General features: G+C 67.6%; 23 protein-coding genes. 11 read left to right on the top strand and 12 right to left on the bottom strand.

Going from position 1 to position 26,335, the window contains the following annotated elements; all coding sequences use genetic code 11:
* On the bottom strand, nt 1–2,385 hold the full coding sequence (locus ACSQ25_RS06195; RefSeq protein WP_436104837.1) for a sensor domain-containing protein: 2,385 nt from the start codon (nt 2,383–2,385) through the stop codon (nt 1–3).
* A gap of 168 nt (nt 2,386–2,553) precedes the next feature.
* Here ACSQ25_RS06195 and arfB point away from each other — a divergent pair, with 168 nt between their 5' ends.
* Nucleotides 2,554–2,949: an alternative ribosome rescue aminoacyl-tRNA hydrolase ArfB gene (gene arfB / locus ACSQ25_RS06190; RefSeq protein ID WP_436104836.1), complete on the top strand. Its 396-nt coding sequence runs from the start codon at nt 2,554–2,556 to the stop codon at nt 2,947–2,949.
* Here arfB and ACSQ25_RS06185 read toward each other — a convergent pair.
* Complete coding sequence (locus tag ACSQ25_RS06185) at nt 2,939–3,163, bottom strand: hypothetical protein (RefSeq protein ID WP_436104835.1); 225 nt, start codon at nt 3,161–3,163, stop codon at nt 2,939–2,941. The two genes, arfB and ACSQ25_RS06185, sit on opposite strands and share 11 nt — an antisense overlap.
* A gap of 91 nt (nt 3,164–3,254) precedes the next feature.
* On the opposite strand from ACSQ25_RS06185, the gene ACSQ25_RS06180 reads away from it, so the two are divergent.
* Nucleotides 3,255–3,950 (top strand): GNAT family N-acetyltransferase, encoded by a 696-nt coding sequence (locus ACSQ25_RS06180; RefSeq protein WP_436104834.1) that lies wholly within the window; start codon nt 3,255–3,257, stop codon nt 3,948–3,950.
* A gap of 8 nt (nt 3,951–3,958) precedes the next feature.
* On the opposite strand, the gene ACSQ25_RS06175 is transcribed toward ACSQ25_RS06180, so the two are convergent.
* The 3 genes from ACSQ25_RS06175 to imuA form a co-directional block, all read right to left on the bottom strand.
* Nucleotides 3,959–4,411, bottom strand: a complete 453-nt coding sequence (locus ACSQ25_RS06175) for a response regulator (RefSeq protein ID WP_436104833.1) — start codon at nt 4,409–4,411, stop codon at nt 3,959–3,961.
* Nucleotides 4,412–4,529: 118 nt separating this feature from the next.
* Entirely contained in the window at nt 4,530–6,077 is a 1,548-nt protein-coding gene (locus ACSQ25_RS06170; protein WP_436104832.1) for a Y-family DNA polymerase, read from the bottom strand.
* The gene (gene imuA / locus ACSQ25_RS06165; protein WP_436104831.1) at nt 6,007–6,756 is read right to left on the bottom strand and encodes a translesion DNA synthesis-associated protein ImuA; all 750 of its coding nucleotides are present in this window, start codon (nt 6,754–6,756) and stop codon (nt 6,007–6,009) included. The genes ACSQ25_RS06170 and imuA overlap by 71 nt, the downstream gene beginning before the upstream one ends.
* 191 nt (nt 6,757–6,947) lie before the next feature.
* On the opposite strand from imuA, the gene ACSQ25_RS06160 reads away from it, so the two are divergent.
* Together ACSQ25_RS06160 and hepT are read left to right on the top strand one after the other, a co-directional pair.
* Nucleotides 6,948–8,186, top strand: a complete 1,239-nt coding sequence (locus tag ACSQ25_RS06160; RefSeq protein ID WP_436104830.1) for a putative Na+/H+ antiporter — start codon at nt 6,948–6,950, stop codon at nt 8,184–8,186.
* Between the two features lie 25 nt (nt 8,187–8,211).
* Complete coding sequence (gene hepT / locus ACSQ25_RS06155) at nt 8,212–8,628, top strand: type VII toxin-antitoxin system HepT family RNase toxin (RefSeq protein WP_436104829.1); 417 nt, start codon at nt 8,212–8,214, stop codon at nt 8,626–8,628.
* Between the two features lie 17 nt (nt 8,629–8,645).
* Here the strand turns inward: hepT and ACSQ25_RS06150 are convergent, their stop codons facing one another.
* Nucleotides 8,646–9,734 (bottom strand): endonuclease/exonuclease/phosphatase family protein, encoded by a 1,089-nt coding sequence (locus tag ACSQ25_RS06150; protein WP_436104828.1) that lies wholly within the window; start codon nt 9,732–9,734, stop codon nt 8,646–8,648.
* Nucleotides 9,735–9,980: 246 nt separating this feature from the next.
* Between ACSQ25_RS06150 and ACSQ25_RS06145 the strand changes: the two genes are divergently transcribed.
* The 3 genes from ACSQ25_RS06145 (at nt 9,981) to ACSQ25_RS06135 (ending at nt 11,685) form a co-directional block, all read left to right on the top strand.
* Entirely contained in the window at nt 9,981–10,136 is a 156-nt protein-coding gene (locus tag ACSQ25_RS06145) for a hypothetical protein (RefSeq protein WP_436104827.1), read from the top strand.
* A 182-nt stretch (nt 10,137–10,318) separates the two neighbouring features.
* Complete coding sequence (locus ACSQ25_RS06140; protein ID WP_436104826.1) at nt 10,319–10,783, top strand: hypothetical protein; 465 nt, start codon at nt 10,319–10,321, stop codon at nt 10,781–10,783.
* An 8-nt stretch (nt 10,784–10,791) separates the two neighbouring features.
* Nucleotides 10,792–11,685 carry a DUF2145 domain-containing protein gene (locus tag ACSQ25_RS06135; RefSeq protein WP_436104825.1) on the top strand — a complete coding sequence of 298 codons (894 nt, stop codon included), beginning with the start codon at nt 10,792–10,794 and terminating at the stop codon, nt 11,683–11,685.
* A 15-nt stretch (nt 11,686–11,700) separates the two neighbouring features.
* On the opposite strand, the gene ACSQ25_RS06130 is transcribed toward ACSQ25_RS06135, so the two are convergent.
* Nucleotides 11,701–12,093, bottom strand: a complete 393-nt coding sequence (locus ACSQ25_RS06130) for a VOC family protein (protein WP_436104824.1) — start codon at nt 12,091–12,093, stop codon at nt 11,701–11,703.
* A gap of 125 nt (nt 12,094–12,218) precedes the next feature.
* Nucleotides 12,219–12,380 carry a hypothetical protein gene (locus ACSQ25_RS06125; RefSeq protein WP_436104823.1) on the bottom strand — a complete coding sequence of 54 codons (162 nt, stop codon included), beginning with the start codon at nt 12,378–12,380 and terminating at the stop codon, nt 12,219–12,221.
* A 335-nt stretch (nt 12,381–12,715) separates the two neighbouring features.
* Here ACSQ25_RS06125 and ACSQ25_RS06120 point away from each other — a divergent pair, with 335 nt between their 5' ends.
* The 4 genes from ACSQ25_RS06120 to ACSQ25_RS06105 all read left to right on the top strand — a co-directional run bounded on the left by ACSQ25_RS06120 (nt 12,716) and on the right by ACSQ25_RS06105 (nt 19,585).
* Complete coding sequence (locus ACSQ25_RS06120; protein WP_436104822.1) at nt 12,716–14,233, top strand: BCCT family transporter; 1,518 nt, start codon at nt 12,716–12,718, stop codon at nt 14,231–14,233.
* A 116-nt stretch (nt 14,234–14,349) separates the two neighbouring features.
* Nucleotides 14,350–14,946 (top strand): DUF2760 domain-containing protein, encoded by a 597-nt coding sequence (locus tag ACSQ25_RS06115; RefSeq protein WP_436104821.1) that lies wholly within the window; start codon nt 14,350–14,352, stop codon nt 14,944–14,946.
* On the top strand, nt 14,943–16,787 hold the full coding sequence (locus ACSQ25_RS06110; RefSeq protein WP_436104820.1) for an Hsp70 family protein: 1,845 nt from the start codon (nt 14,943–14,945) through the stop codon (nt 16,785–16,787). The genes ACSQ25_RS06115 and ACSQ25_RS06110 overlap by 4 nt, the downstream gene beginning before the upstream one ends.
* Nucleotides 16,784–19,585 carry an Hsp70 family protein gene (locus ACSQ25_RS06105; protein WP_436104819.1) on the top strand — a complete coding sequence of 934 codons (2,802 nt, stop codon included), beginning with the start codon at nt 16,784–16,786 and terminating at the stop codon, nt 19,583–19,585. The genes ACSQ25_RS06110 and ACSQ25_RS06105 overlap by 4 nt, the downstream gene beginning before the upstream one ends.
* A 324-nt stretch (nt 19,586–19,909) precedes the next feature.
* Here the strand turns inward: ACSQ25_RS06105 and ACSQ25_RS06100 are convergent, their stop codons facing one another.
* The 4 genes from ACSQ25_RS06100 to ACSQ25_RS06085 are packed head-to-tail and all read right to left on the bottom strand — an operon-like array spanning nt 19,910 to nt 26,253.
* Nucleotides 19,910–20,524: a TetR/AcrR family transcriptional regulator gene (locus ACSQ25_RS06100; RefSeq protein WP_436104818.1), complete on the bottom strand. Its 615-nt coding sequence runs from the start codon at nt 20,522–20,524 to the stop codon at nt 19,910–19,912.
* A 58-nt stretch (nt 20,525–20,582) separates the two neighbouring features.
* Entirely contained in the window at nt 20,583–23,555 is a 2,973-nt protein-coding gene (locus ACSQ25_RS06095) for a TonB-dependent receptor plug domain-containing protein (protein WP_436104817.1), read from the bottom strand.
* A 48-nt stretch (nt 23,556–23,603) separates the two neighbouring features.
* Nucleotides 23,604–24,860, bottom strand: coding sequence for a DUF3472 domain-containing protein (locus ACSQ25_RS06090; RefSeq protein ID WP_436104816.1), 1,257 nt, complete (start codon nt 24,858–24,860; stop codon nt 23,604–23,606).
* Nucleotides 24,861–24,891: 31 nt separating this feature from the next.
* A complete protein-coding gene (locus ACSQ25_RS06085) occupies nt 24,892–26,253 on the bottom strand; it encodes a Gfo/Idh/MocA family protein (protein WP_436104815.1) in 1,362 nt (453 codons plus the stop codon).
* Nucleotides 26,254–26,335: the final 82 nt, after the last annotated feature.

The raw sequence follows: 26,335 nt of genomic DNA, 5'->3' as shown, positions 1-26,335 counted from the left end.
TCAATCGGGCAGGCGTGCGTCGCTGGTAACCATCTGCTGCAGCGTTTCCTGCGACAGCGCCGGACTGAAGTAATAGCCCTGCATCTGGTCACAGTCGTGCTTGCGCAGGAAGGCGATCTGCTCGCGCGTCTCGACGCCCTCGGCAATCACCTTGAGCTTGAGGTTGTGGCCGAGCGCGATGATGGCGCGGGTGATGACGAGCTGGCCGTTCTGGCTGACGTCGCCCAGGAAGGAACGGTCGATCTTGATGTAGTCGACCGGGAATTTCTGCAGGTGGCTCAGGCTCGAATAGCCGGTGCCGAAGTCGTCGATCGACAGGCGCACCCCCAGCGCCTTGAGCTGGGTCAGCGCATCCAGGGCTTCTTCCGGGTGGTCCATCAGGTGGCTTTCGGTCACCTCGAGCTCGAGATTGCGCGGGTCGACCCCGTGGCGGCGCAGGGTCTCGCCGAGCCGGTCGGCAAACTGGCGCTGGCGCAACTGGCGCGCCGACAGGTTGACCGCGATGACGAAGTCCTTGATGCCCAGCGCCGCCATGGCCTTGAGTGCGCCGCAGGCCTCGTCGATGACCCACTCGCCCAGCGGCACGATGAGCCCGGTTTCTTCGGCGACCGGGATGAAACGGTCGGGCTGGATCAGGCCGTCCACCGGGTGGCGCCAGCGCACCAGGGCTTCGGCGCCCACCACCTTGCCGGTGCGCAGGTCGACCTTGGGCTGGTAGTCCAGCACCATCTCGTGTTCGCGGATCGCGCGGCTCAGGTTCGCCTCCAGCATCAGGTGCTGGTGCACGATCTGGTTCAGGTCGCTGGAATAGAACTGGAAATTGTTCTTGCCCAGGGTTTTCGCGTGGTACATGGCGGCGTCGGCGGCGCGCATGATCTTCTCGGGCGTGTCGCCGTCGTCGGGGAACATGCTGACGCCGATGCTGGTGCCGGGCAGGATGTCCTGTTCGCCCACCCGCACCGGCGCGGTGACGCTGCGGCGGATGCGTTCGACCAGCTCCGCGACCTGCTCGTGGCTGACCGGATCGCAGATGATGAGGACGAATTCGTCGCCGCCCATGCGGGCGATGGTGTCCTCGTCGCGCATGTTCTCGCGCAGGCGCTGGGCGACTTCGCGCAGCACCACGTCGCCTGCCTCGTGGCCGAAGTTGTCGTTGATGTGCTTGAAGTTGTCGAGGTCGAGGAAGGCCAGCGCCACCATGAAGCGGTCGCGCGTCGCGTGCTCGATGGCGTGGCGCAGGCGGTCCTGCAGCAGGGTGCGGTTGGCGAGGCCGGTGAGCGGGTCGTGGTGGGCCAGGTGGTGCAGCCGGCGCTCGTAGTGCCGGGCCTCGGTGATGTCGTTGATGATCCCGACGAAGTGCGTGATCTCGCCGTCGATATTCGACACCGGGTCGATGCGCAGGTCGTTCCAGAACATTTCGCCGTTCTTGCGCCTGTTGCGCAGCACCGCGCGCACGCTTTCCTTGCGCTTGAGCGCTTCGCGGACACGGCTGCGCTCGTCTTCGTCGCAGCCTTCGATGCGCATGAAACGCGGATCGCGGCCCTTGATTTCGGCCAGCGTGTAGCCGGTGATCCGCTCGAAGGCCGGGTTGACGTATTCGATCCGGTGTTCGTCCTCTTCGCAGCGGGTGATCACGATGGCGTTCAGGCTCGAGAACATGGCGCGTTCGCGCACCCGCAGGCCGAGCTCGGCCTGCTTGCGTTCCGTGATGTCGAGGCCGGTGCCGAACACGACCGGGACGTTGCCCAGCTTGGAGCGCGAGCAGGTGAACAGGAAGGAAGTACGCTTGCCCTGCTTGCCGATCAGTTCGGCCTCGTGGGTCGAGCTGCCCTCTTCAAAGGCGCTGAGGATCTTGTCGACGATCATGGGCCGGTCCTTTTCGTCGAAGAAGAACTTGACGTTGAAGGTAGGCAGTTCCTCGGCCTCCATCTCGAGCGCTTCTTCGAGCAGGCGGTTCCACAGCAGCAGGTGGCCGCTCTGGTCGACGACATAGAACACGCAGGGCAGCGCCTCGATGATGTCGGCCACCGGCAGGTCCTGGATCAGGGCATAGCGCGGCGGGAACTGGCCGGTGCGCGGGATCACGATGACGCTGAAGGTGCCCGGAAGCTCGGGGTCGAGGGTTTGCGGCGCGACCGTGACGCGCACCGGCAGGCGCCGGCCGTCGGCGGTTTTCAGCACGCCCTCGTTCTCGGCGTCGGCGCGCGCGGCGATGTGCAGCCTCTCGCCGGGCGCATCGTCGAATTCGATGATGCGGTCCAGCGTCATGCCCTGGATGTCGCCGGCGCCATAACCGGCCAGCTTTTCGCAAGCCTTGTTCCAGCTGGTGACGGTGCCTGCCGCATCGACGACGAACACGGCAAGTGGCAGGGGCGAGAGGTTCAAAGGTCCTCCTGGATGGCCGTGCACGTGGGCGCGGCGCGCGGTGAACTCGTAAAGACATCATAGCGCAGGGACCGGCCTTGGGCTATATGCAATTTCGTTTCGTGCGGCAAGAAAGCCTGGCCTTACAATGGGGGACGCGGCCGGTGTTGGCCGCAGCGAGGGAAAGCAATGGCAGTCATCGATCCGGCGGAAGTCGAATTCAGCGCGATCCGGGCCCAGGGTCCGGGCGGACAGAACGTGAACAAGGTGTCGTGCGCGGTGCATGCGCGCTTCGACGTGGCGGCCTCGTCGCTGCCGGCGGCCGTCAAGGAACGCCTGCTGGCGCTGCGCGACGCCCGCATTACCCAGGAAGGCGTGATCGTCCTGAAGGCCCAGGCTTCGCGCAGCCTCGAGCAGAACAAGCTCGACGCGCTGCAGCGCCTGCAGGCCCTGGTCGACCAGGCTGCCGTCGTGCCCGTGGTGCGCCGCGCTACGCGGCCGACGCGCGGCTCGCAGCTGCGCCGGCTCGACGCCAAGACCCGCAGCGGGCGGGTCAAGTCGCTGCGCGGAAAGGTCAGCGAATAGGGCCGTCCTGGGCGGCTGCCTCCGGCACCGCCTTGCGGATCATGGTGGCGACGTTCTGCAGTTCGCGCACCACGCCGATGACGGTAGGCTCGTAGCGCTCGAACATGTACTGGGTAGCGGCCTCGGCCGTCAAGCCTTCGGGCGTCTCGTGTACCAGGCGCTTCATCGCCAGCTCGCGCACATGGTAGGCAAACAGCAGTTCACTGTAGTCCATCGTTTCCTCATCCTCCCTGTCGATTCCGCGACAATAGCATGCGCCGGCGGCGCTATCATGTCGTCTACCGACAATGGAGAAGATCACGCCCATGCCCATTCACCCTGCCCTGCATGCCGCCCTCGACCGGCCGGTCTGGTCCGCCCTGGAAGGCGGCCACCGCCATCTCGCCCTCGGCGGCCCGCTCGCGAAGCGCTATCCGCGCGAGATCGGGCCGTTCGCGGCCCTCGCCGACGACAGTCCGCAAGCCTGGGAAGCGCTGGCGGCGCTGCTGCTGCCGGGCGAGGCGGCCATGCTGGTGACGGCCACCGCGCCGGTGCGGGCGCCCGGCCTCAGCCTGACGCCGCTCGATCCGGTGCTGCAGATGGTGGCCACGCGTGACCTGGCGCCGGCCACGCTGTCCTTCTCGGTATTGGGCGAGGCGGATGCGCCGGAGATGCGCGAACTGGCCGGGCTGACCAATCCCGGCCCCTTCGCCCAGCGCACCCACGAGCTGGGCGAGTTCCTGGGCGTCCGCGCCGGCGGCCGGCTGGCGGCGATGGCGGGAGAACGGATGCGCCCGGACGGCGCGGTCGAAGTGAGTGCGGTCTGCGTGCATCCCGAGCACCGCGGCCAGGCCTATGCGCGCCACCTGCTCGCCGAGCGCACCCGCCGCATCATGGCGCAGGGCAACCAGCCCTTTCTGCACGTCTATCCCAGCAACCGTGGCGCGATCGCCCTGTACGAATCACTGGGGTATGTGGTACGCCGGCAGCTGCACCTGACGCGCGCCGAGCTGAGCAGCTGAGGGAGGTTTCAGGTACGCAGCAGCCGGAGAAGCTGCTCGATCCGGTAGGGCTTGGCGATGAACAACTGCTTCAGCGGCTGGTCCTTGAACATGGACGGCGCCATGTAGCCGGATGCCAGGATGATCTTGACCTTGGGATAGCGCCCAGCGATGCGCTCGGCCAGTTCGAGACCGGTCATGCCGGGCATCATGACATCGGAGACGACGGCATCGATCTCGGGATCGGCCGCCAGGATGTCGAGGGCTGCGGCGCCCGAGTAGGCCACCACGGTGTCCAGGCCGTGTGCCGACAGGAGCACCTCGCACAGGTCGGCGACGTCGGCCTCGTCGTCCACGACCAGCACCTTGCGCACGCCTTCCACCGGGGTCCCCGCATCCTGCCCGGCTTCCCGGGTAGTGCCGGGAGAGAATCCGGGCGGCCCCTTGTCGCTACACCAGCGGCTGCTCATCAAGCCGAACACGCGGCCTCCATGGAGTGGGATTGTTCATTGCCAACGCAGCCGGAATGCGCTGCGCCTGCCGCCAGTATCGCGCAAATGCGCCAAGGGAAGCGCCCGGTTTGCACCGAAGAGGGAACTCCTAGCCGAACAGCCCGTGCAGATACCAGCGCGGTTCGGCATCCTCGCCGGCGCCGACGATGCGCTCGCGGTAGATCCAGTACAGCGTATGGTCCTGTCCTTCGGCGATGAAGTAGTCGCGGGTCTGGGTCTCGCTCCACCAGCCGGCCTCGATGCGCTCGGGCGTCGAGGCCACCTTCAGCGGCGAACCGTAGAAGGGCCGGTGGTTGCGCATCAGCAGCGCGATCGGCTTGGCCAGCAGCCAGCTCGGACGCGGCAGGCTGGCCACGTCGGGCGGCAGGCGTGCATCGCACAAGGCGGCCTTGCGCGACGCACTGCGGGCGGCGCCCTCCCTTTCCTGCACCGGCACCCATTCGTTGGCGACCTCGGGCCGGTAATCGGCCTGCGGCAGCGCCTGCAGCACGTTGTCGGCTCCCAGCCGCGCCACCAGCAGCTCGAGCATGCGCATGCGGTCTTCCTCGCTGCCGCCCGGCTCGGGGAACAGCGATTCGGTGGGCGGCGCCATCGCCCTCACCTGCCGCGCTTCCAGCCCGAGCCCGATCACCGGGGCCGGCAGCTCCTGCCTGGCCAGCCGCTCCTTCAGCAGGCGCACCAGGTGCTCGTCGCGCCAGGCCGGCTCGGCCAGGACGATCTCGAGCGCCGTCGGCGGCATCGCCACCCGGCCGCGCTCGTGCTCCATCAGCAGCGTGATGCGCTCCACCGCGAGCTGGCGCGCGCACAGCCAGCCGACCAGCTGCAGCACCAGGTGGTGGGCGCCGGCCAGCAGCAGATCGGCCTGCTCGATGCGATCGAACAATTCCAGCCGGGCCCGGAAACTGTCGGGCGGCGCCACCCACTCGAACAGCTCGGGACACAGGCCGTAGGCGGCGTCGAGCATGTCGAGCAGCTCGCGCCCGCAACGCCGCTGCAGGCCGGGACGCGGCAGGCGGCGCAGCTCGCCGAGGCGCTCGCAGCCGATGCCCTCGAACCAGGACATGTAGGGCCGGGCCGGCGGCAGCAGGGCCACCGGCAGGCGTTCGAGGCGGCGTTCGAGCGAAGCCATCCGTAACGAACGTCCGGACGGCCGCCCGCGGTTCCTCCCGTCGCCACCGGCAAAGGCGGCGCCTGCGCGCGCCAGCAGCCAGGCGCCACGCGCCGTCGGCGCGCAGCTGAGCGAGGCGGTGAAGCCGAGCGCACGCAGGCTGGCGCGCACACGCGCACACAGGGCCCGGATGCCGCCGAACAGGCGCAGGCTGGCGCCGATGTCGAGCAGCAGCGTGGCTTCTTCGGCCAGCGCGACCTGGGGCGTGTATTGCAGCATCGCCAGCGCGACCGCATCGAGCGCCTCGGCTTCGCGCGTGCTGCTGCGCTCGACCAGCCGTGCTTCGGGCATGAGCATGAGCACGCCGCCGCGCCGCATGCCGCGCTGGACGCCGGCCGCGCGTGCCGCCGGCGATACCGCCAGCACGCGCTCCTGCTCCAGCACGACGCTGCCCTGGTCACTGCACCAGTTGGGGCTGAACACCTCGAGCGGCAGCTGGGGTAGTGAGAGGCCGATCCACAAGCGCATGTCGTTGCAAGAGAGAAGAAGTAAGAGGCAAACCAAGCGGCAAAAACAGCGGCGCGTCGCGCTGCGGCCCCCGGCGCTTGACGAAGTCGATGTGCATGCCGCCGGCCGCCGGGCGCAGCGCCAGGCGCAAGGGCGCAGGGGATGCGTCTTGCGCCGCGGCCAGCGGGCGGAGCATGAAGAACAGGGTTTCGCCGGCCTGGGCCGCCAGGTGCAGGCGGCGCAGGCTTTCGCCGCGCGCATGGTTGGCCCAGAACAGCAGCGCGCCGCAACTGCCGCTGCGCAGCACCTGCTCCGCCGCCCACAGCGCATCGGCGCTGCGGCTGGTACGCAACCACAGCAGTTGCGAGGGCGGCAGGCCCAGCGCGGCCAGCGCCAGGGCTTGCGGCGGATGGGGCGGCTGGAGCAGGACGATGCGGCGCTCGGCGCAGGCTTGCAGGGCCGGGCGCAGCAGGCGCATTTCACCGATGCCGGGCTGTTGCTGCAGCAGTTCGACCAGGGTGCCGGCGGGCCAGCCGCCGCCGGGCAACTGGCCCGACAGCGCCGCATGCCCGGTGTCGACGCAGCGCGTGCCCGAGCGCGCCAGTTGCGAGGCGCGCCAGAGCGAAGGATGCAAGGCCTCCGGCTCAGCCACAGGTGGCTTGGGCGGGGGCGAAACGCCAGGGGTGGATGACAGGATCATGGTGGGTTGGCAAAAAAGTACTGTATAAACGTACAGTACTCGCTGAGCCGGGATTTGGCAAGATGTATTCATTTTGGACATACCAGTCGGGCGATTGGTATTGACAAAACCTAAAGGTGCACCCTGCCGGAAAACCGGGCGCCGGGGGCGAATCATGGAATAATGCTGGCTCGTCCATTTACATCCAGACAATGACCACGCTCCAGCTCAGCGGTGCCATCCTGTTCGCGATCGCCCTCGTCCACACCTTTTCCACCAAGCTGTTCCACACGCTGGCCAAGCGCCACACGCGCCATGCCGGACTGTTCCACCTGATGGGCGAAGTCGAGGTGGTGTTCGGCTTCTGGGCCTTCGTGCTGATCCTCAGCATGGCCCTGCTGGCCGGTGGAAGCGAAGCCATCGCCTATGCCGAATCGCGCCATTACACCGAACCGCTGTTCGTGTTCGTGGTGATGGTGATCGCGGCCTCGAAGCCGGTGCTGGATGCGGTGCGCGACCTGCTGGCCCTGCTTGCGCGGCTGGCTCCGGTACGCACGGAAGTGGCGCTGTGCTGGCTCGGCCTGGCGCTGGTGCCCCTGAGCGGCTCCCTGATCACCGAGCCGGCCGCGATGACGCTGGCCGCCCTGATGCTGGCGCCGCAGGTGTTCCGGCCCGGGATTCCCGAATGGCTCAAGTACGGCGCCATCGGCGCGCTGTTCGTCAACGTCTCGATCGGCGGCACCCTCACCTCCTATGCCGCGCCGCCGGTGCTGATGGTGGCCGGCACCTGGGGCTGGGACAGCGCCTTCATGGCCTCGACCTTCGGCTGGCGCGCAGCGGTGGCGGTGACCTTCAATGCCAGCGTCATTACCTGGCTGCTGCGCCGCCACCTGGCGCCCGGCAGCATGGTCGAGGACGTGCGCATGCCGGTCGTCGTCTCAGCCGTCCACCTGGCCCTGCTGGCGGGCGTGGTGCTGCTGGCCCACCACCCGGTGCTGTTCATCGGCCTGTTCCTGCTCTTCCTGGGCTATACCCAGGCCTATCCGAAGCACCAGTCGCCGCTGATCCTGAAGGAAGGCCTGCTGGTCGGCTTCTTCCTGGCCGGCCTGGTGGTGCTGGGCGGCATGCAGCAATGGTGGCTGCAGCCCCTGGTCTCCAGCCTGGAGCCGACCGCGCTGTTCTTCGGCGCGCTGGCCCTGACGGCAATCACCGATAATGCGGCACTGACCTACCTCGGCTCGCTGATCGAGGGCCTGTCCGACCACGCCAAGTACATGCTGATGGCCGGCGCGGTCGGCGGCGGCGGCCTGACCGTGATCGCCAACGCGCCCAATCCGGCCGGCGCCGCGCTGCTGCGCGAGGGCTTCAGTGAAGGCTCGATCGGCATGGGCGGGCTGTTCCTGGGCGCGCTGGGACCGACCTGCGTGGCGGCGGTGATGTTCCTGATCTAAGCGGGCTGAAACAAGCGGAGGACCGATGGACGACGACATTCTGATAAGCAAGGCCGGCACCATCGAACGCTGCTGCCGGCGCGCGCGCGAGGAATACGAGAAGGATCCGACCACCTTCGTCAGCGACCTCACGCGCCAGGACGCGGCCACCCTCAACGTGATCCGCGCCTGGGAAGCCGCGGTCGAGATGGGCGACTACGTGATCGGCACCGCCCGCCTCGGCCTGCCGCAGGACGAGCGCGAAGTGATCACCCTGCTGGCCGAACACGGCTGGATCGCGCCGGTACTGGCCGAGGACCTCAAGCGTACCGGCGAATTCTGCCGCGCCGAGTGGGACTACCAGGAAGCGCCGCTGCCGGCCCTGGTGACCATCCTCAAGCGCGGACTGGACGACTTCACGGTCTATGCCCAGGCACTGGTGAGCGGCGCCGCGACCGCCTGAGCCGGGGCGGGCCGCGCTTAGGGTTGGGGTTCGTGCACGTCCGAGACTTCGACGTCTTCGGCGGCAATCTTCTCGTCGGCCAGCTCGTGGTCTTCCTCGTCCGCCTCCAGGCCCTCCTGGTCGGCGCCGCGGGCGCTGTCATAGGTCAGCTCGATCAGCATCGGGAAATGGTCCGAACCGAAGGAAGGCAGGCGCTCGATGTGCGACAGCGTGAAATGCTCGCTGTGGAACAGGTGGTCGAGCGGCCAGCGGGCAAACCAGAAGCTGGCATGGAAGGTATTGAACATGCCGCGCCCGATGCGTGGATCGAGCAGGCCGCTGATCTTGCGGAACAGCCGGGTCGTGGTCGACCACGCGACGTCGTTCAGGTCGCCCGCGACGATCACCGGCGTTTCCAGGCCGGCCTCGTTCACGCTCTTGGCGACCACCAGCAGTTCGGCGTCGCGCTGGGTCGATTCCATGTGCTCCGTCGGGCTGGGCGGCGTCGGATGCAGGAAATGCATGCGCACCTTGTGTCCGGAGGGCAGGACGACCAGGGTATGGATCGAGGGGATGTCGTCCTCGACCAGGAACTGGATGGCGCTGTCTTCCAGCGGGAAGCGCGAGTACACGTGCATGCCGTACAGATTGTCGAGCGGGCACTTGAGCGCATGGGGATACTCGTCCTCGAGCACATCCAGCCTTTCCTGCCACCAGGTATCTGTTTCCAGGGTCACGAAGATATCCGGCTGATGCTTCCTGATCAGGGCGACCAGGCCATCGGTATTCCGGTTCGGCATCAATACATTGGCCGTCAAGATACGGAACTGCCGGCTCGCTCCACCGGCGACCGCGTTTTTCACTTCATGCGGATAGACCTTGGTATACGGAATGATCCACCAGGCCTGGTATGCCAGGCAGGCGGCATTCGCCACCAGCAGCAGGTGGAATCTGGCGTCCCGCCAGTCGAGGAACAGGAATTGTCCGACCAGCACGGCAAGCGACAGGATGGCGAGTTGCAGGCGCGGGAAATCGAGGTCGCGTATCCACCACCCCGTGCATCGCAACAAGGGCAGCAGCGTCGCGAGGACGATCACGGCAACCAGGGTCACGAAAGTGGGCAGCATGGTACTCAAGGGCGGTCTGTTGGCTCATCAAAGGAGATGGTCGCAGTATGCGCCTGTCGGACGCGAGCGTCTGTACGCTAGCGTGCACAAGCGGAAAAATTCCTCGCAGCTCATCCAGGCTTTCATTAAGCTGCCGCAAATTAAGGCAAGAAATTTGTAAGTATTCATGTTAAATGCCGGTCCGGCGCTTGAAACTTCGGGGACGAGGCGTAATGTGCCCTCCATGACGATATAAGCGGTGGCCGTATGAACATCCTCAAGACAGAGCATTTCAGACACTTCTCCAAACGTCGCGCCCGAGGCAAGCCGAGAATCAACCTGTATCCGCTGCTGGGAATCCTCCTCGTGATCCTGGCAGCGGTCATCGGTTATGGCGCGATGTATCTCCTGCTGTCCGCCTGATCAGCGCGCAAGCAAGCACGACGGCCACAGCCGCTGGCCGTGATGCCGGCTGGGCGCAAAGCCAACACACTGGTGGCCAGGATTACAAGAACTTACAGAATTCCTTGCCGGCCGCCTTCTCAACAGTTCGCGGCGCTTGTACCATAGCCGTCATTCCGATTCATTCTTCACAGAAAAGCACCATGACCTTCACCACCCTGTCCCGCGCGCTGTGCCTGGCCGCTTTCGCCGCCGCCTGCGCCGCGCCGACCCACGCCACCAGCTTCACCTCGTCCGCCTCGAGCGCGGGTTCGGCCTCGTCCGGCAGTATTTCCGATTCGATCGGCGCCTCCAGCAACAGCTCGAGCGGCGAGGACCGCGTGGCCGCGGGGGACTACCGCGTGATCGACATCGCCCAGGCTCCGGCCAAGCCGGACACCACCCGCATGACCCTGCGTGCCGTGGCCGCCGGCCCGGCGCGCGAGTTCACCCTCGACGTGCCCAAGCGCGCGCTGGCCGAGCGCGGCGTGAACAAGGGCGAGCTGGTGCAGGTCAGCGAACGCGTGTACGGCTTCGAGTTCGCCCACGCCGACAGCAAGCGCTCCTTCTTCCTGGCCCTGCAGGACGACTGGTACCGCGACCTGGCTTCGCGCAAGGTCACCATCTGATTCCAGTGTTGCGCAAGCTCGCCGCCGCGCTCCTGCTGGGCGCGAGCGCGGGCGCACAGGCCGGGTTGCCGGCCTTCTGCCAGCAGTCGATCGACATCAGTGCCGCCGAGCAGGACCGCGTGCTGCGTTTCGCCGGCGCGGTCAAGACCGAACTCGAACGCTCCGGGGCACGCGTCGCTCTCATCGCACGCGCCGGCCTCGACCTGAGCCGCTTCGGCCAGCTGTATTCGCATGCAGGCATCGCCCTGCGCGACAATCCCGGCGGTCCCTGGGCCGTGCGCCAGCTTTATTACGCCTGCGACGAATCGCGCCCGCGCCTGTTCGACCAGGGCGTCGCCGGCTTCGCCCTGGGAGCGGATGCGCCCACGCGCGGCCATATCTCGCTGGTGTTCCCGCCGGACGAAGACAGCGCCCTGCTCGAAGGGGCGGCGCTGGACAAACGCCTGGCGCTGGCCCTGCTGGGCGGGGAATACAGCGCCAACGCCTATGCCTACGGCACCCGCTACCAGAACTGCAACGGTTGGGTGGCGGAGCTGCTCGCCAGCGCCTGGGGCGGCCTCGACGGCAAAGCCCATGCGCGCGAAGACGCCCAGGGCTGGCTGCGCACGCAAGGCTATACCGCCGGCCCGGTCCGGATTCCTTCGCACTGGATGATGTTTGCCGGGCAGTTCGTGCCGCTGGTGCACATGAACGACCACCCGGTGGACGACCTGCATGCGCTCGCGCTGCACGTGAGCGTACCGGCCTCGATCGAAGCCTTCGTGCAGCGCCGGGCGCCGCAGGCGCGCCGCGTCGAGCTGTGCCATACGCAGGAACGCATCGTCGTGCGCCGCGGCTGGGAGCCGCTGGGCGCCGCCTGCGAACCGGCGGCGGGCGACGAGGTGATCCCCCTCGCCCCCTGAACCTGCAGGCCGCGCTCAGCGGCCGTTGATGTTCAGGATATTCCCGTCAGGGTCCTTCAGCCACACCGCCTTCATGCCCATGTCTTCCATGACATGGATGTCGCCTTCCAGCCGCGCGCCGGGAAACTCGTAGTGCTCGAAGCGCGCCCCTCTGGCCTTGAGGGCGGCGACCACTTCCCCGATTTGCCCGCCGACGTCCCAGGTGATGGCGGTGGCCTGGTTGCTCCCCGCGTACTCCGAACGGTAGACCTGGATCCGCGACCGGCCGCTCTCGAAGAACAGGATCTCGGACTGCTTGCAGTCGCCGGGATCGCCTTCGCGCAATCCCAGCACCTTCCCGTAGAACTCGCGCGCCGCCGCGATGTCGCGTACACCCACCGTTGCAACTGCGTCTGCATTTGCCAGCATGATGTCCTCCCTGGGTTTGTCCACGAAGCCTACTCCGGTTGGATCGACTCCGGCGCGCCAATATCCGGCGCACCAAACAAAAAACCCTGCACGAGGCAGGGTTTGATGACGGCGCTGAAAGCGGCTTACTTGGCTGCGGCGTCGGCCAGCTTGCGCAGGACGGCGGGCGACACCGAGTCGCGGCCGCGGCTCAGCAGGTACAGCGTGCGCAGATCGACGGCGTTGCCGCTATGGGCAAGGGCGGGAGTACGGAACAGGCTGCGGATGAAATCGAAGGTGGCGGACATGATGTTGTTCCTTGAAAGCGCGATTGGATGACTACAGTATGCGCTCCCTGAGATAGAAATCAAATTGCGATCCATGATGATCGCCATTCACAATTCAACTATCTCTACGCACATGTTCATTTGCTAAAACATTTGTGCAAATGCATTATGTGCTACACTGCAGCCCGCCAACTACCGGCTGGCATCCCTACCCTCTCGCCAGCAGGACCATGGACCCGGTGCGCCAGTGCCGTGGCGACCGGTCCATACTGAACGCCATTGTTCCGCCCGACTCTGCCTGCGGTTTCGCCCCGGCTCCTGCCGGCGAGCGCCCGCACGCATCAACAGGAGAACTCATGCAAATGCTCTGCTCTGCGGGCTTTATCTTTCTTATCGTATTGTGGGGCATCCTTGCCCCGGACCACATGGCCGGCGTCTTCGAGACCATGCTCGCCGCACTCACCCGCAACTTCGGCTGGTTCTACCTGTGGGTGGTGCTGGCCCTGGTATTGTTCGCCGCCTTCGTCGCCTTCAGCCGCTATGGCAATCTCAAGCTCGGCGGCGAGGACGATGAGCCGGAATTCACGATCGGCAGCTGGTTTGCCATGCTGTTCGCGGCCGGCATGGGCATCGGCCTGGTGTTCTGGGGCGTGGCCGAACCGGTTTCCCATTACGTCACCGCACCGCCCGGCATCACGGCCGGCACGCCTGAAGCGGCCAACGCCGCCATGCGCTATGTGTTCTTCCACTGGGGCCTGCATCCCTGGGCCGTGTACAGCGTGGTGGCACTGGCGATCGCCTTCTTCCAGTACCGGCGCGCCGGCAATCCCCTGATCAGCACCGTCACCAGCTCCCTTCCCTGGCGTCCGGTACGCGCCATGTCGGGGCTGTTCAACGGTCTGGCGGTCGTGGCCACGGCCTTCGGCGTCGCCGCCTCGCTCGGCGTCGGCGCACTGCAGATCAACAGCGGCCTGAACGCCGTGTTCGGACTCGAGATCAGCCCGGCGTCGCAGGTCGCGATCATCGTCGTGACGGCCGCCATGTTCCTCACCTCGGCCGTGACCGGCGTCGAAAAAGGCATCAAGTTCCTGTCCAACGCCAACATGGTGGTGGCGGCCGTACTCGCGATCGCCGTGTTCCTGCTCGGCCCCACGGTCGCGATCATCGACACCTTCACCAATACCCTGGGCAGCTATGCCAGCGAACTGGTCCGCATGAGCCTGCGCTCCACGCCCTTCCGCGACAGTAGCTGGGTCGGCAACTGGACCATCTTCTACTGGGCCTGGTGGATCTCGTGGTCGCCCTTCGTCGGCCTGTTCATTGCCCGCGTGTCGCGCGGGCGCACGATCCGCGAATTCATCCTGGGCACCGTGCTGGCGCCCTCGCTGGCGGCCTTCGTCTGGTTCTCGATCTTCGGCGGCACCGCGCTCTACCTGGAGATCTGGCAGCAGGTCCCGCTGGCCGAGGCGGTCAAGGCCGACCTGGCGACGGCGCTGTTCGCGCTGTTCGACGCCATGCCCTTCGGCCAGATCATGTCGGTGGTGGCCACGCTGCTGGTGGTGGTCTTCTTCGTGACCTCGGGCGACTCGGCCGTGCTGGTGCTCGGCATGATGAGCCAGGGCGGCAACCCGAATCCGTCCACCCGGGTCAAGCTGGTCTGGGGCGCCCTGATCGCCGGCATCGCCATCAGCCTGCTGCTGGCCGGCGGGATCGATGCCGTGCAGACCGCCACCATCCTGTTCGCCCTGCCCTTCGCGCTGGTGATCGTGCTGATGGTGATCGCCCTGTGGCGGGCGCTGCGCGAGGACTGGCAGGAGGAGGCGCGGCGCGAGCGCGAGCTGCGCCGCCGCATGCGCGCCATGGCGGGAACGTAGGCCCCGGGGGACGGACCGACGGCACGCGTGCCTCGGCTGTAGCCAAACTGGTATCATGCGCGTTTTCCGGACCTCGGCCCCGAGCGCGCCCGTCCTCACCCTACAGAACATCAACAATGAACACACCGACCCCATTGCCTGGCTTCTGGAGCCGGCTTTCGATCGCCTTTGGCGCCTTCTTCAAATCGCTCGGCGATGCCGAATTCGCCGCGCGCGTGCGCGATGACCGGCTAGGCCCGCTGGCGGCGCCGACGCCGGCCCCGACCATGGCGCCGACCGCGGCTCCTACTCCGGCACCTACCCCGGCCCCGACCGCCGCGCCGCTGCGCGCCCCGACCGCCGAGTCGGCCCTGCAGCTGCTGAGCCTGTTCCAGCGCGAAGCGCGCCTGATCGACTTCGCCCAGGAAAACCTGAGCGCCTATTCCGACGCCGACATCGGCGCCGCCGCGCGCGTCGTGCACGAAGGCTGCGCGCGCGTGCTGCGCGAGCACTTCACCATCGAACCGGTACGCCTTGAGGCCGAAGGCGCACGCCTCACGCTGGAAGAAGGTTTCGATGCCGCCAGCGTGCGCCTGACCGGCAACGTGGTCGGCCAGGCCCCGTTCAAGGGCACCCTGTCGCACCGCGGCTGGCGCGCCACCAAGGTCCAGCTGCCGCAGCTGGCCGAGAAGCACGACGCGCGCGTGCTGGCACCGGCGGAGGTGGAACTGTGAGCGACGCACAGAACGCCCGTTACGCCATCGGCATCGACCTGGGCACCACCCACAGCGCCCTCTCGTATGTCGACCTGCAGGCCAGCGACGGCGAGAAGACCGTCGACGGCGTGCTGCCGGTCCCGCAACTGACCGGGCCGGGCACGGTCGAGGCTCTGCCCCTGCTGCCCTCTTTCCTCTACCTGCCGCACCCGGACGAACTGGCAGCGGGCGAAACGGCCCTGCCCTGGAGCGCCGGCGGCGAAGGCTTCATCGCCGGCGAGATGGCGCGCAGCCGCGGCGCCACCACCCCGATCCGCCTGGTGTCCTCGGCCAAGAGCTGGCTGAGCCACCCGAGCGTGGACCGCCGCGCCGCCATCCTGCCGCACGACGCGCCGGAAGAAGTCACGCGCGTCTCGCCATTGGAGGCCTCGACCCGCTACCTGGCGCACCTGCGCCAGGCCTGGAACGCCGCCCATCCGGATGCGCCTTTCGAGGAGCAGCAGGTCACCGTCACCATCCCGGCTTCCTTCGACCCGGGCGCGCGCGAACTCACCGCGGAAGCGGCGCGCAACGCCGGCTTCGCCCCCAAGCTGCTGGAAGAGCCGCAGGCGGCCCTGTACAGCTGGATCCAGGGAAGCAAGGGCGCCTGGCGCAAGCAGGTCAAGGCCGGCGACATCGTGCTGGTGGTGGACGTGGGCGGCGGCACCAGCGACTTCTCGCTGATCGCCATCCTCGAGCGCGACGGCAGCTTGGAACCGCATCGCGTGGCCGTGGGCGACCACATCCTGCTGGGCGGTGACAACATGGACCTGGCGCTGGCCCACTTCGTGGCGCGCAAGCTGCAGGCCAACGGCACCCAGCTGGATTCCTGGCAGATGCGCGCCCTCACCTACGGCTGCCGCGGCGCCAAGGAACACCTGCTGGCCGATCCGAACGCCAGCGTATGGCCGATCGTCGTGCCGAGCCGCGGCTCGAAGCTCATCGGCGGCTCGATCCGCACCGAACTGACGCGTGAAGAAGTCACCGCCTTCATCACCGACGGCTTCTTCCCGCGCGTGGATGCATCAAGCCGTCCGGCCACCCGCCAGCGTGCCGGCCTGACCCAGGTCGGCCTGCCGTATGCGCAGGACGCCGCGATCACCAAGCACCTGGCCGCCTTCCTGGCGCGCCAGGCCGGCGCCACGGCGGAGCTGGAAGGCTTCGAAGGCCGCGTGAATGCGGAACACAGCTTCCTGCATCCGAGCGCGGTGCTGTTCAACGGCGGCGTGTTCAAGTCCAGCATCCTGGCCCAGCGCGTGATGGACACCATCAACGACTGGCTCTACATGGAAGGCGCGGAGCCGGCACGCATGCTGGAAGGCGCCGACCTCGACCTGGCGGTGGCGCGCGGCGCCGCCTACTTCAGCTACGCGCGGCGCGGCGGCGGCGTGCGCATCCGCGGCGGTACGGCCCGTTCCTACTACGTCGGCGTGGAATCCTCGATGCCGGCGATCCCGGGCATGGAACCGCCGATCGAGGCCCTGTGCGTGGCGCCCTTCGGCATGGAAGAAGGCAGCGAGCTCGAACTGCCGGGCCAGGAATTCGGCCTGGTGGTGGGCGAGCCGGTCACCTTCCGCTTCTTCGGCTCCACCACGCGCCGCCAGGACCGCATCGGCGAAGTGCTCGAGTTCTGGGGGCCGGACGAGCTGCAGGAAATGAACGAGATCCAGGCTACCTTGCCGGCGGAAGGCCGCGTGGCGGGTGACGTGGTGCAGGTCAAGCTGCACGCGCTCGCAACGGATGCCGGCACCCTGGAACTGGCCGCCGTGTCGCGCGAAGGCCAGCGCTGGAAGATCGAGTTCGACGTCCGCCAGCAGTGACCCAGTATCTCGTCAGCATCGACCTCGGCACCACCAATACGGTGCTCGCTTACGCCCTGCCCGGTGCGGCAGAGGTCGAACTGCTGGCAATCGACCAGTTGGTGGCGCCCGGCGAAGTCGCCGCGGCACCCCTGCTGCCGTCGATGCGCTACCACCCCGCCGAGGGCGAACTCGCTCCCGGCGAACTCCAGCTACCCTGGGCCTCGCTCGACCCCGCCGGAGTCGAACGCGTCGCAGTCGGCCGCCTCGCGCGCCAGCTCGGCGCGCAGGCGCCGGGCCGCCTGGTAGCCAGCGCCAAGAGCTGGCTGTCGCATGCGGGCGTGGACCGCATGGCCCCCATCCTGCCCTGGGGCGCCGGGGATGCGGACATCGCCAAGGTCTCGCCGGTCGCGGCCAGCGCCAGCTATCTCGCACACCTGCGTGCGGCCTGGAACCGGCGCTTCCCCAAGGCGCCGCTGGAACAACAACAAATCGTCCTCACCGTGCCCGCCTCCTTCGACGAAGGCGCGCGTGCGCTCACGCTCGAGGCGGCGCGCATGGCCGGCCTGCCGGACCTGCGCCTGCTGGAAGAACCGCAGGCCGCCCTCTACGACTGGCTGTACCGCCACCGCGCCACGCTGGCCCTGGACCTGGCCCAGACACGCCTGGTGCTGGTGGCCGACGTCGGCGGTGGTACCACCGACTTCAGCCTGGTCAAGGTCGAGCTGGAGGAAGACGGCCAGCCGAAGCTGACCCGCATCGGCGTGGGCAACCACCTGATCCTCGGCGGCGACAACATGGACCTGGCGCTGGCGCACCTGGCCGAATCGCGCCTTGGCAACACTGAACGCCTGTCGGCCGGCCGCCTGGCCCAGCTCACCGAGCGCTGCCGCGCCGCCAAGGAACAGCTGCTCGCGCCCGACGCACCGGAACAGGTGAACGTCACCCTGCTCGGTTCGGGCTCGCGCCTGATCGGCGCCAGCCGCTCGGCCACCATCACGCGCGAGGACGCGCAGCGCATCGTCCTCGACGGCTTCTTCCCGCCGAACGAAGCGCAGGAAGGGGCAAAACGCGCGCGCGCCGGCATCGTCGAATTCGGCCTGCCGTATGCGAGCGACCCGGCCGTCACGCGTCACCTCGCCGGTTTCCTGCGCCAGCATGCGCAGGCGGCGCGCGAAGCCCTTGGTATTCTCGACGATGGCAGCCTGCCCGTGCCTGACGCCCTGCTGCTGAATGGCGGCGTGTTCCGCGGCGCGGCGCTGGCCCGGCGCCTGGCCGATGTGCTGTCGGACTGGCGCGGCGCGCCCGTGCAGGTGCTGCACAACGAAGATCCCGATGTGGCCGTGGCGCGCGGCGGCGTCGCCTATTCTCTGGCGCGCACCGGTCAGGCGCCGGCCATCGAGAGCGGCTCGGCACGCAACTACTACCTGCTGCTGGACGCGGAACAGACAGGAGACACCCTGCGCGCGGTCTGCCTGCTGCCGCGCGGCGCGCCCGCCGGCGAAGAAGTCCGCCTGGAAGGCCGCAGTTTCGCCCTGCGGCTAGGCAGGCCGGTGCGCTTCCACCTGGTGTCGTCCACCGCCGACCCGGGCGGCGTCCTGCCGCAGGCGGGCGACCTGGCAGACCTGCCGGCCGCCGACATCGTGCGCCTTCCCGCCATCTCCACGGTATTGCGCAGCACGCGCACTACCGATATCCCAGTGCAGCTGGCCACCGTGCTGTCCGAAGTCGGCACGCTGGAGGTCTCCTGCGTGGCCGAAGAGGATGCATCCCAGCGCTGGCGTCTCGAGTTCCAGCTGCGCGGGCAAGAGGACGAGCCGCTTGAAGACGCAGCGCTGCCGCCGGCGCTGGACGATGCCATCGCCCGCATCGACCGCATCTTCGGCAACCGTTCGCAGCAGGTCGACCCGCGCGAGGTGCGCCAGCTGCGCGCCTCGCTCGAACACCTGCTGGGCGGGCGCGAACGCTGGACCACGCCGCTGCTGCGCCGCCTGTTCGACGCCCTGCTGGCGCGCGCCAAGGGCCGCCGGCGCTCGGCCGAGCATGAGCGCGTGTGGCTCAACCTCGCCGGCTACTGCCTGCGCCCTGGCTTCGGCCATCCGCTCGACGAATGGCGCATCGAGCAGCTGTGGGCGATGTTCGAGACCGGCGTCCAGTACCACAAGGACAGCCAGGCGCGCGCCGAATGGTGGACGCTGTGGCGCCGCGTGGCCGGCGGCTTGTCGCTTGAGGCCCAGCTGCGCCTGCTCGACGACTTCGCCTTCAACCTGCAGGCCGATGAAGCGGAACGCGGGCGCCGCCCCGTCACGCTGGTCGACGGCAGCGAGGACGACATGCTGCGCGTCGGCGCCTCGCTCGAACGCATCCCTTCCGCCTACAAGGCCGAGATCGGCGAATGGCTGATCGGGCAGATCATGGAGATGCCGGCGGGCGCCAAGATCGACGCCCGCGCCGCGGCAAGGTATGCGCGCTACCTGTGGGCCCTGGGCCGTGTCGGCGCGCGCCAGTCCTTCCACGGCGCCGCGCACGAAGTGGCGCCGGCGGCATCGGCCGAGCGCTGGCTGGGCCAGCTCTTGCAGCTCGACTGGAAGAAGATCGAGCCGGCCGGCTTTGCCGCCGCCCACATCGCACGCATGACCGGCGACCGCTCGCGCGACATCGGCCAGGCCGTGCGCGACGAGGTGCTGCGCCGCCTGTCCGCCAGCGGCGCGCCGCCAGCCTGGGCGGCCATGGTGCGCGAGGTGGTCGAACTCGACCAGGCCGTCGAGACCCGCATGCTGGGCGATGCGCTGCCGCCGGGACTAAAGCTGCTGCGCTAACGTAGGGTGGGCGGCTTTGCCGCCCGCGCGTTCAACTCACGGACGCACTGAGACGACTCATCCCCTAGTTGAACGCGCGGGCGGGAGACCCGCCCACCCTACGACACCACGCACCCCTCAGCAAAACACGAAATCCTCATTCGATTTCGGCAGCGCGCACATGACGCCGCGCAGGCTGACCCACACAAACCCGGCGACGGGAACCAGCAGCAACCAGAATGCAGACATGATCGACTCCTTCAGCACAGCTCGGTTTTCGCACAGGTGTGCGAAATGAGTGTAAAAAAAGGGACAGGCGTGCCCGTCCCGGTGTGGTGATCCCTGCTACTCGAGATCGTTGAAACTCTTGTACGTCGATATCAGGCGGTTGAAGGCCCGTTGCGCCCTGCGCGGCACGGCGTCGGTACGCAGGAAGCGCGCATCGTGCATCACCCCGATCGCCAGGCTGTAGACCTCGAACACCAGCTGCTCGGGTTCGGTGTCCGGCCGCAGCTGCCCCGCTTCCATCGCCTGCAGCACCGTCTTGCGCAGCGAGGCGCGCCAGCGCGTCACGCCGGCCTCGATGCGGTCGCGCAGCGGTCCGGGCACGTCGTCGAACTCGAAGGCGCCGGCCGTGTACAGGCAGCCGCCGCGCGCCGTCTCGTTGCCGATCTTCTTCAGCCACAATTCCACCTGCAGGATCAGGCGCGGCAAGCCCCTTGGCGCCTGCAGAGACGGCGTGAAGACTTCCTCCGCAAAGCGGCGGTCGTATTCGTCCAGCACGGCGTCCTGCAGGGCCTCGAGCGAACCGACGCGGGAAAACACCCCGCTCTTGCTGATGCCCGTGCGCTTGGACAGCTCACCCAGCGACACCTTGCCGATCCCCTCCTGCGCCGCCATCGCGTAGGCGGCGTCGAGGATGGTCGCAAAGGTCGCTTCGCTTTTGGCCGTGGTGTTCATGCCTTCACTTTAGCACAGGTGTGCGAAACAGCAAGCGCTATTTCACACACCCCCACTCTTACCAGAACTTGTAGCTGGCCGAGAACGCGAACTGGCGGCCGAACAGGTTCTGGTTGTGGTTGTAGCCTTCCCAGCCGTTCGGATCGTAGTAAGGCTTCTTGTCGAGCACGTTCTTGATGTTGAGGCCGAGGTTCAGCTGCTTCGTCGGTTTCCAGTTGAAGCCCAGGTTGACCGTGGTGAACGAGGGCGCGCCGCCGCACAGGTTCTCCGGCAGCGAGACCCCGGCGGCCAGGCAGTTCTCCGGCGTGTTGTCGGTGTCGTACTCGCCGTAGGCCCACTTGGTCTTGCCCGTGTAGTTCACGAACAGGCTGGTCGTGAAGTTAGCGTAGTTCCAGTCGGCGTTGAAGGTGCCGCGCAGGCGCGGCGAGTTGTAATAGCCGACGTAGTTGCCCGAGAAGCCGCTGCCGTCCTCGTAGTTGTAGATCTCGCGGCGGCGGATGGTGAAGGCCACGCCGGTGTTCAGGCGCCCGTAGTTGCCCAGCCCGATGCGGGTGCGCGCATCGATGTCGAAGCCGTCGACCAGCGTCCTGCCGCGGTTCAGGTAGGAGTTGATCAGGCCGCCCAGGTTACCGACCGAGTAAGTCGGCAGCGTGCCGGTGCAGACTGCCGCATTGGCCGGATTGGCGCACATGGTGCCGACGGCCGCCATGTTGGCGCGGTCGGCATCGGTCAGGGCATTGCGGATCGCCTTGTCGGTGCCGGCCAGGCCCGGGCCATACTCGTCGACCAGCTCGGTGAACAGCTGGTTGAAGTCCTGGCGCACGATCTCATTGCGGCGGTTGACGATCCAGTAGTCGAGCGAGACGCTCACGTCGCGCACCGGCTGCAGCACCAGGCCGAGGGTGGCGATCTTGGCTTTTTCCGGCTCCAGTTCCGGATTCGGCGGGGTCAGGCCGCCCACCGTGGTCGAGCAGTTCGAGTTCAGCAGGCTGCGTCCCAGGTCGACCTCGGTCGCGGCCACGGAGCGCATCAAGAGGCGCGCGATGGCATTGGTCTCGTCGCAGCGCACGGTGTCGCGGATGCCGCCCACCTGGGCGAACACGCCGCCGGTGCCGGATTCGGCCAGGTTCGGGGCGCGGAAGCCTTCCGAGTAGGTGCCGCGCACCATGACCTCCGGACGGGCGCGCCACACCACGCCGATCTTCGGCGCCAGGTTGGCGCTGAAGTTCGGGTACTTGTCGAGGCGGGCGGCGGCGTTCAGCTCGAGCTTCTCGGTCAGCGGCACCACCACTTCGCCGAACACGGCGGCGATGGTGCGCTTGCCGTCGAACCAGGAACCACCCTGCTGGGTGATCAGGCCGTTGGCCGCGTCCGCGTTCCCCGGCGTGTCGAAGCTCTCACGCATCAGGTTGGTGCCGAAGGCGGCGCGCACTTCGCGGTCGCCGATCTTCGCCAGCGTACCTTCGACCTTGGCGTCCCAGGTGATCAGCTTGGTCCAGGACTGGATGTCGAAGGTCGGGTAGGCTGCGCGCAGCAGCGCGGCATTGGCCTCGCTGATTTCGCCGAACTTGTAGGCCGGGTTGTCGGCGATGTAGCTGCGGCCCGTGACCGGGTCGGTGGTGAACGGTCCGAATGCCTTCTCGAAGCCGGCGGTATTGATGTTGACGGTCTGGTACAGGGTCGAATGGCTGCCCGCCACGCTCAGCGCGGTCTCGAATTCCCAGTCGCCGAACACGGTGCCGCGCAAGCCGGCCAGGGCGCGGTAGTTGTCGTCGACATTGCGCTGGCCGAAGTGATTGGTGGCGTCCTGCATCAGGTAGTTCAGGCCGGCGGCGCCGCCCATCAGGGCGGCCATGTCCGGCGCCAGCCTGCCCTTCAGGTAGGTGTTGTTCGGTCCCAGGTAGGGAACCGCGAAGGTGTTCAGCCTGGTGCCGGTATTGCGCGAGAACCAGTTGCTGGTGCTGCCGCTGTTGAAGCTGCGCGGACCGTTCGCGCCCACCATCTTGATATGGGTGTAGGCAGCTTCGGCGAAGCCTTCGAAGCCGTTGGCGAAGCGCTTGCGCCCGGCCAGGTAGCCGGTGGCGCGTTCCGACGAAGGGCCGGTGTCGAGCGCATACGGCAGGTTGTTCCAGATGCAGCGCGTGCCCGAGGCTTCGTTGATCGAGGTCGGGCAGCCGGTGACGGCGCGCTGGGTGCGGGCGTTGTTGCGGGCCGGGTCGAACACGAAGAAGGTGCCCGGGTTCAGTACGCCCGGCTCGCTGCCGGTGCCGATGCGGAAGTTGGGGATGAAGTTCGGGTTGTTGACGTAGAAGTGGTCCGGGCGCTTGTCATAGGTATCGGACAGGGCGATGCGGTCGCGCTTGTACAGGTTGAGCGAGCCGATCACGTTGTAGCCGTCGGCGCCCAGGTCGCCGGTGCCGAACACGATGCCGCCCTGGCGCTCGCCATACGAATCGACATCAGCCGAGGAATCGTGGCTGACGCGTGCTTCCAGGCCCTGGTAGTTCTTCTTGGTGATCACGTTGATCACGCCCGCCACCGCATCCGAGCCGTACACCGCCGAGGCGCCGTCGGTCAGGATCTCCATGCGTTCGATCGCCGCCGCGGGAATCGCATCGATGTTCACGAACATGGTCTGGAAGCCGGCCGGCGCGCCGTAGAAGGACAGGCGGCGGCCGTTGAGCAGCACCAGGGTGCCCTGGGCGCCGAGGCCGCGCAGGTTGGCCTGCGAGCCGCCGTCGGAGCCGGTGAACATCGAGCGGAAATCTTGCTGGGCCGGACGCGCGGCCGGCAGGTTGTCCAGCACCTGCATCAGGGTGCGCGCACCCATGTTCTCGATCTGCTTGGCGTCCACCACCTGCACCGGCGACGCGGTCTCGGCGTTGATGCGCTTCAGGCTCGAACCGGTTACCTCGACCCGCGCCATTTTGCTCTCTTTGGTGTCCTGGGGCTTGGTGGCGGCGTCCTGCGCCAGGGCGCCCGTTGCCAGGCCGGCGGCCGCCAGTGCGGCGATCATCTTCTTGAGTCTCATTGCTTCTCCTGTTTTTATGGTGTGGATGCTTGCCCCATGGGGCGATGCTTATTGCAGCGGCAGGGTGTCGACGTTCACCGCGGGCGCGCTGCCGGTTGCGGGACGGGTAAAGCTCTGGTTGAGCGGCACGTAGTCGCTGAAGAAGCCGCCGTTACGCAGGTAGAAGCGGCCGTTACGCAAACCTCCGGCGTAGTCCAGGCGTTGGCCGTTGACGGCGGTGGCGTCGCCGGTGAAGCGCGCAGTCAGGATCTCGCTCCAGCTGCCGTCCGTCGTGCGTGCCCACTGGTTGCCGTGCTCGGCCAAGCGGCCCAGGTAGCCCTTGGTATCGAGGAAGTTCTCGAGGAAGGAATACGTGCCGGCGTGGTAAGTCGTGGTGGCCGGCCGCTTCCAGGTGGCGATGTAGCGCCAGGTCCCCAGTTCCGGGGCGAAGAACCAGGCCGAGAAGTCGGTGGCGCCGGCGCCGTCCGGGCGCACGCGGGTGAGGAAGCGGTAGGTGTTCCCCGCGGCCCAGTTGTAGACCAGGTAGGTCTGGCCGCCGGTGCCTTCGCCGCCGAAGGCGTTGTCGACCACCCCCGCACCCTTGCCCACCAGCGTGGTCTTGGCGCCGTTGTCGGCGTCCCACACCGAGAACAGCACCCAGCGCTCGGACGGCGACTTCACCTGGATGCCGAAGTAGCCGCCATTGAAGCCGTTGGCCATGTAGTAGGAACCGATCGCGTCCTGCCCGGCCGGCACCGTGACCTCGCTGTAGAAGTACTCGCTGTTGGCGGGCACGGCGTAGCCCAGGTGGACCGAAGGCCCGCGCCGCGACCAGTAGTAATTGGCCGGGTCGTTGGCGTAGTTGAGCCTCGAGGCCGTCGCCACCGTGATGCCGGCGACCTCGCCGAAGGCGGGGCCGCTCTTCCTGACACCCTGCAGGTCGACGCGGATGTAGCCGGCCGGCAGGTCGAGCGTGCCGACGGCATAGGTCTTCCTTGGTCCCTTGCTCAGCTTGACCTCGAAGGGGGTGCCGTTGACCGTCACCCGCACCGTGCTGCCGTTCCCTGCGGCCAGGCCGGCATCCAGCCCGATGGTGGCGCTGCCGGCCTGCTCCATGCGGAACCAGGCGCTGCTCACGGTCTCTGCGCTGGTCCAGTTGGCCAGGCCGTTGGCGGTGATGGTCTCGGTCGCACGGGCGCCGGCCGTGGTGACGAAGGCATTGCCCGGCAGGGCCACGCTGGCCGGCGCCTGGGCGGCGGCAATGGCGGCACTGGCACCGAGCAGGATGAGGGTGGCAGCGCGCAAGATCGGCAACATCGGTTTCATCTGGGTCTCCTGGTTGGGTGGAACTGCGGTGTCAGTAACGGTCGTCGAATCCGAAGATCGGCTTGCGGGTGCGCCAGGCGCCGTTGGTGAAGTCCGGGAAGTCGAGCGTCTGGAAGCCGAGCGCGATCGACTGTTCGGACAGCGGCGTGATCGCGCTCCAGGTGATGGCGTCGTAGATATCGATCGGCATCGGCGCGTTCGCCTTCAGCGCTTCGACGAAGGCGTGGATCACGAAGAAGTCCATGCCTCCGTGGCCGGCACCGGCGGCCTGCTGGCCGTGCTTGCGCCACAGCGGGTGGTCGTATTTCTCGAACCAGGTCTTGGCCTCGTCCCATTCGTGGGGCTTGCTGATGCCCTCGATGTGCACCGAGCGGTTCAGGTCCATCCACAGCCCGCGCGTGCCCTGCACCCGGAAGCCCAGCGAATACGGGCGCGGCAGCGAGGTGTCGTGCTGCAGGATGATGGTCTCGCCGTTGTCGCAGGCCAGCGTGGTGGTGACGATGTCGCCCAGGCTGAAGCGGGTCTTGGCGTTCGGATGGTCCTTGCCGCCCTGGCGCACCACGTAGTCGTGCAGGCCGGCGGCCTTGCTGGCGAAGGCATTGATGCGGGTGAAGCGGTTGCCGCGGTTGATGTTGGTGTACATCGCGCAGGGACCGATGCCGTGGCTCGGATACAGCTCGCCATTGCGGCGCACCGAGTGCTCGGTGCGCCAGCGCGCCTCGGACCAGCCCTTGGCCCCGAACTCGACGCCGCCGCCGTAGGGCTTGGCCGGATCGCCGCTGTTGAACTTCACGGCGCGCAGGTCGTGCTGGTAGCCGCCCTGCAGGTGCACCAGGTCGCCGAACAGGCCGGAGCGCACCATGCGCAGCACCGCCAGCACGTCGCGCCGGTAGCACACGTTCTCGAGCAGCATGTAGGGCGTGTTGGTGCGCAGCTGGGCGGCCAGCACGTCCCAATGGTCCTGCAGGCTCACCCCGGCCACCACCTCGCAGCCGACCGGCACCTTGGCCTCCATCGCGTCGATCGCCATTCGCGCATGCCACTCCCAGGGCGTGGCGATGATCACGCCATCGAGCTTGCCGGCGTCCAGCATGCGGCGGTAGGCCTGCTGGTCGCCGTCCGCGCCGAAGGTGGCCGGGCGCGCCCGGCCGGCCTTGGTGACCATCTCGACCGCGCGGCCGAGCATGATCGGCTCGATGTCGCACAGCGCGGCCACCTCGACGTCGTCGCGCCGCACCAGTTCGCGCAGCAGCACCTGGCCGCGCATGCCGGTGCCGATCATGCCGAGGCGCAGGCGCTGGCGGCCCGCCGCGGCGGCGCCGGGAATGGCGCCGGCGGCCAGGGCGCTACCTGCCAGTGCAGGACCGAAGGAGAGAAAATTGCGTCGTTTCATGGCTGTTTCCGTTCTTTTTTCAGGTCGAAGGATGCAAGAAGCCCTCCCCGTCCGGAGAGGGGCTCTGTCACTGCAAGGAAAT

It is taken from the genome of Massilia sp. LjRoot122 (assembly GCF_964252725.1).
GTDB lineage: Bacteria > Pseudomonadota > Gammaproteobacteria > Burkholderiales > Burkholderiaceae_D > Telluria.
This window is presented reverse-complemented; position numbering and strand designations above follow the sequence as displayed.

Bases quoted from the DNA above. Each gene is read 5' to 3' on its own strand.
- arfB (WP_436104836.1), top strand. From the start codon at position 2,554: ATGGCAGTCATCGATCCGGCGGAAGTCGAATTCAGCGCGATCCGGGCC.
- ACSQ25_RS06185 (WP_436104835.1), bottom strand. From the start codon at position 3,163: ATGGACTACAGTGAACTGCTGTTTGCCTACCATGTGCGCGAGCTGGCG.
- ACSQ25_RS06180 (WP_436104834.1), top strand. From the start codon at position 3,255: ATGCCCATTCACCCTGCCCTGCATGCCGCCCTCGACCGGCCGGTCTGG.
- ACSQ25_RS06170 (WP_436104832.1), bottom strand. From the start codon at position 6,077: ATGCGCTTGTGGATCGGCCTCTCACTACCCCAGCTGCCGCTCGAGGTG.
- imuA (WP_436104831.1), bottom strand. From the start codon at position 6,756: ATGATCCTGTCATCCACCCCTGGCGTTTCGCCCCCGCCCAAGCCACCT.
- ACSQ25_RS06160 (WP_436104830.1), top strand. From the start codon at position 6,948: ATGACCACGCTCCAGCTCAGCGGTGCCATCCTGTTCGCGATCGCCCTC.
- hepT (WP_436104829.1), top strand. From the start codon at position 8,212: ATGGACGACGACATTCTGATAAGCAAGGCCGGCACCATCGAACGCTGC.
- ACSQ25_RS06150 (WP_436104828.1), bottom strand. From the start codon at position 9,734: ATGCTGCCCACTTTCGTGACCCTGGTTGCCGTGATCGTCCTCGCGACG.
- ACSQ25_RS06145 (WP_436104827.1), top strand. From the start codon at position 9,981: ATGAACATCCTCAAGACAGAGCATTTCAGACACTTCTCCAAACGTCGC.
- ACSQ25_RS06140 (WP_436104826.1), top strand. From the start codon at position 10,319: ATGACCTTCACCACCCTGTCCCGCGCGCTGTGCCTGGCCGCTTTCGCC.
- ACSQ25_RS06130 (WP_436104824.1), bottom strand. From the start codon at position 12,093: ATGCTGGCAAATGCAGACGCAGTTGCAACGGTGGGTGTACGCGACATC.
- ACSQ25_RS06125 (WP_436104823.1), bottom strand. From the start codon at position 12,380: ATGTCCGCCACCTTCGATTTCATCCGCAGCCTGTTCCGTACTCCCGCC.
- ACSQ25_RS06120 (WP_436104822.1), top strand. From the start codon at position 12,716: ATGCAAATGCTCTGCTCTGCGGGCTTTATCTTTCTTATCGTATTGTGG.
- ACSQ25_RS06115 (WP_436104821.1), top strand. From the start codon at position 14,350: ATGAACACACCGACCCCATTGCCTGGCTTCTGGAGCCGGCTTTCGATC.
- ACSQ25_RS06100 (WP_436104818.1), bottom strand. From the start codon at position 20,524: ATGAACACCACGGCCAAAAGCGAAGCGACCTTTGCGACCATCCTCGAC.
- ACSQ25_RS06095 (WP_436104817.1), bottom strand. From the start codon at position 23,555: ATGAGACTCAAGAAGATGATCGCCGCACTGGCGGCCGCCGGCCTGGCA.
- ACSQ25_RS06090 (WP_436104816.1), bottom strand. From the start codon at position 24,860: ATGAAACCGATGTTGCCGATCTTGCGCGCTGCCACCCTCATCCTGCTC.
- ACSQ25_RS06085 (WP_436104815.1), bottom strand. From the start codon at position 26,253: ATGAAACGACGCAATTTTCTCTCCTTCGGTCCTGCACTGGCAGGTAGC.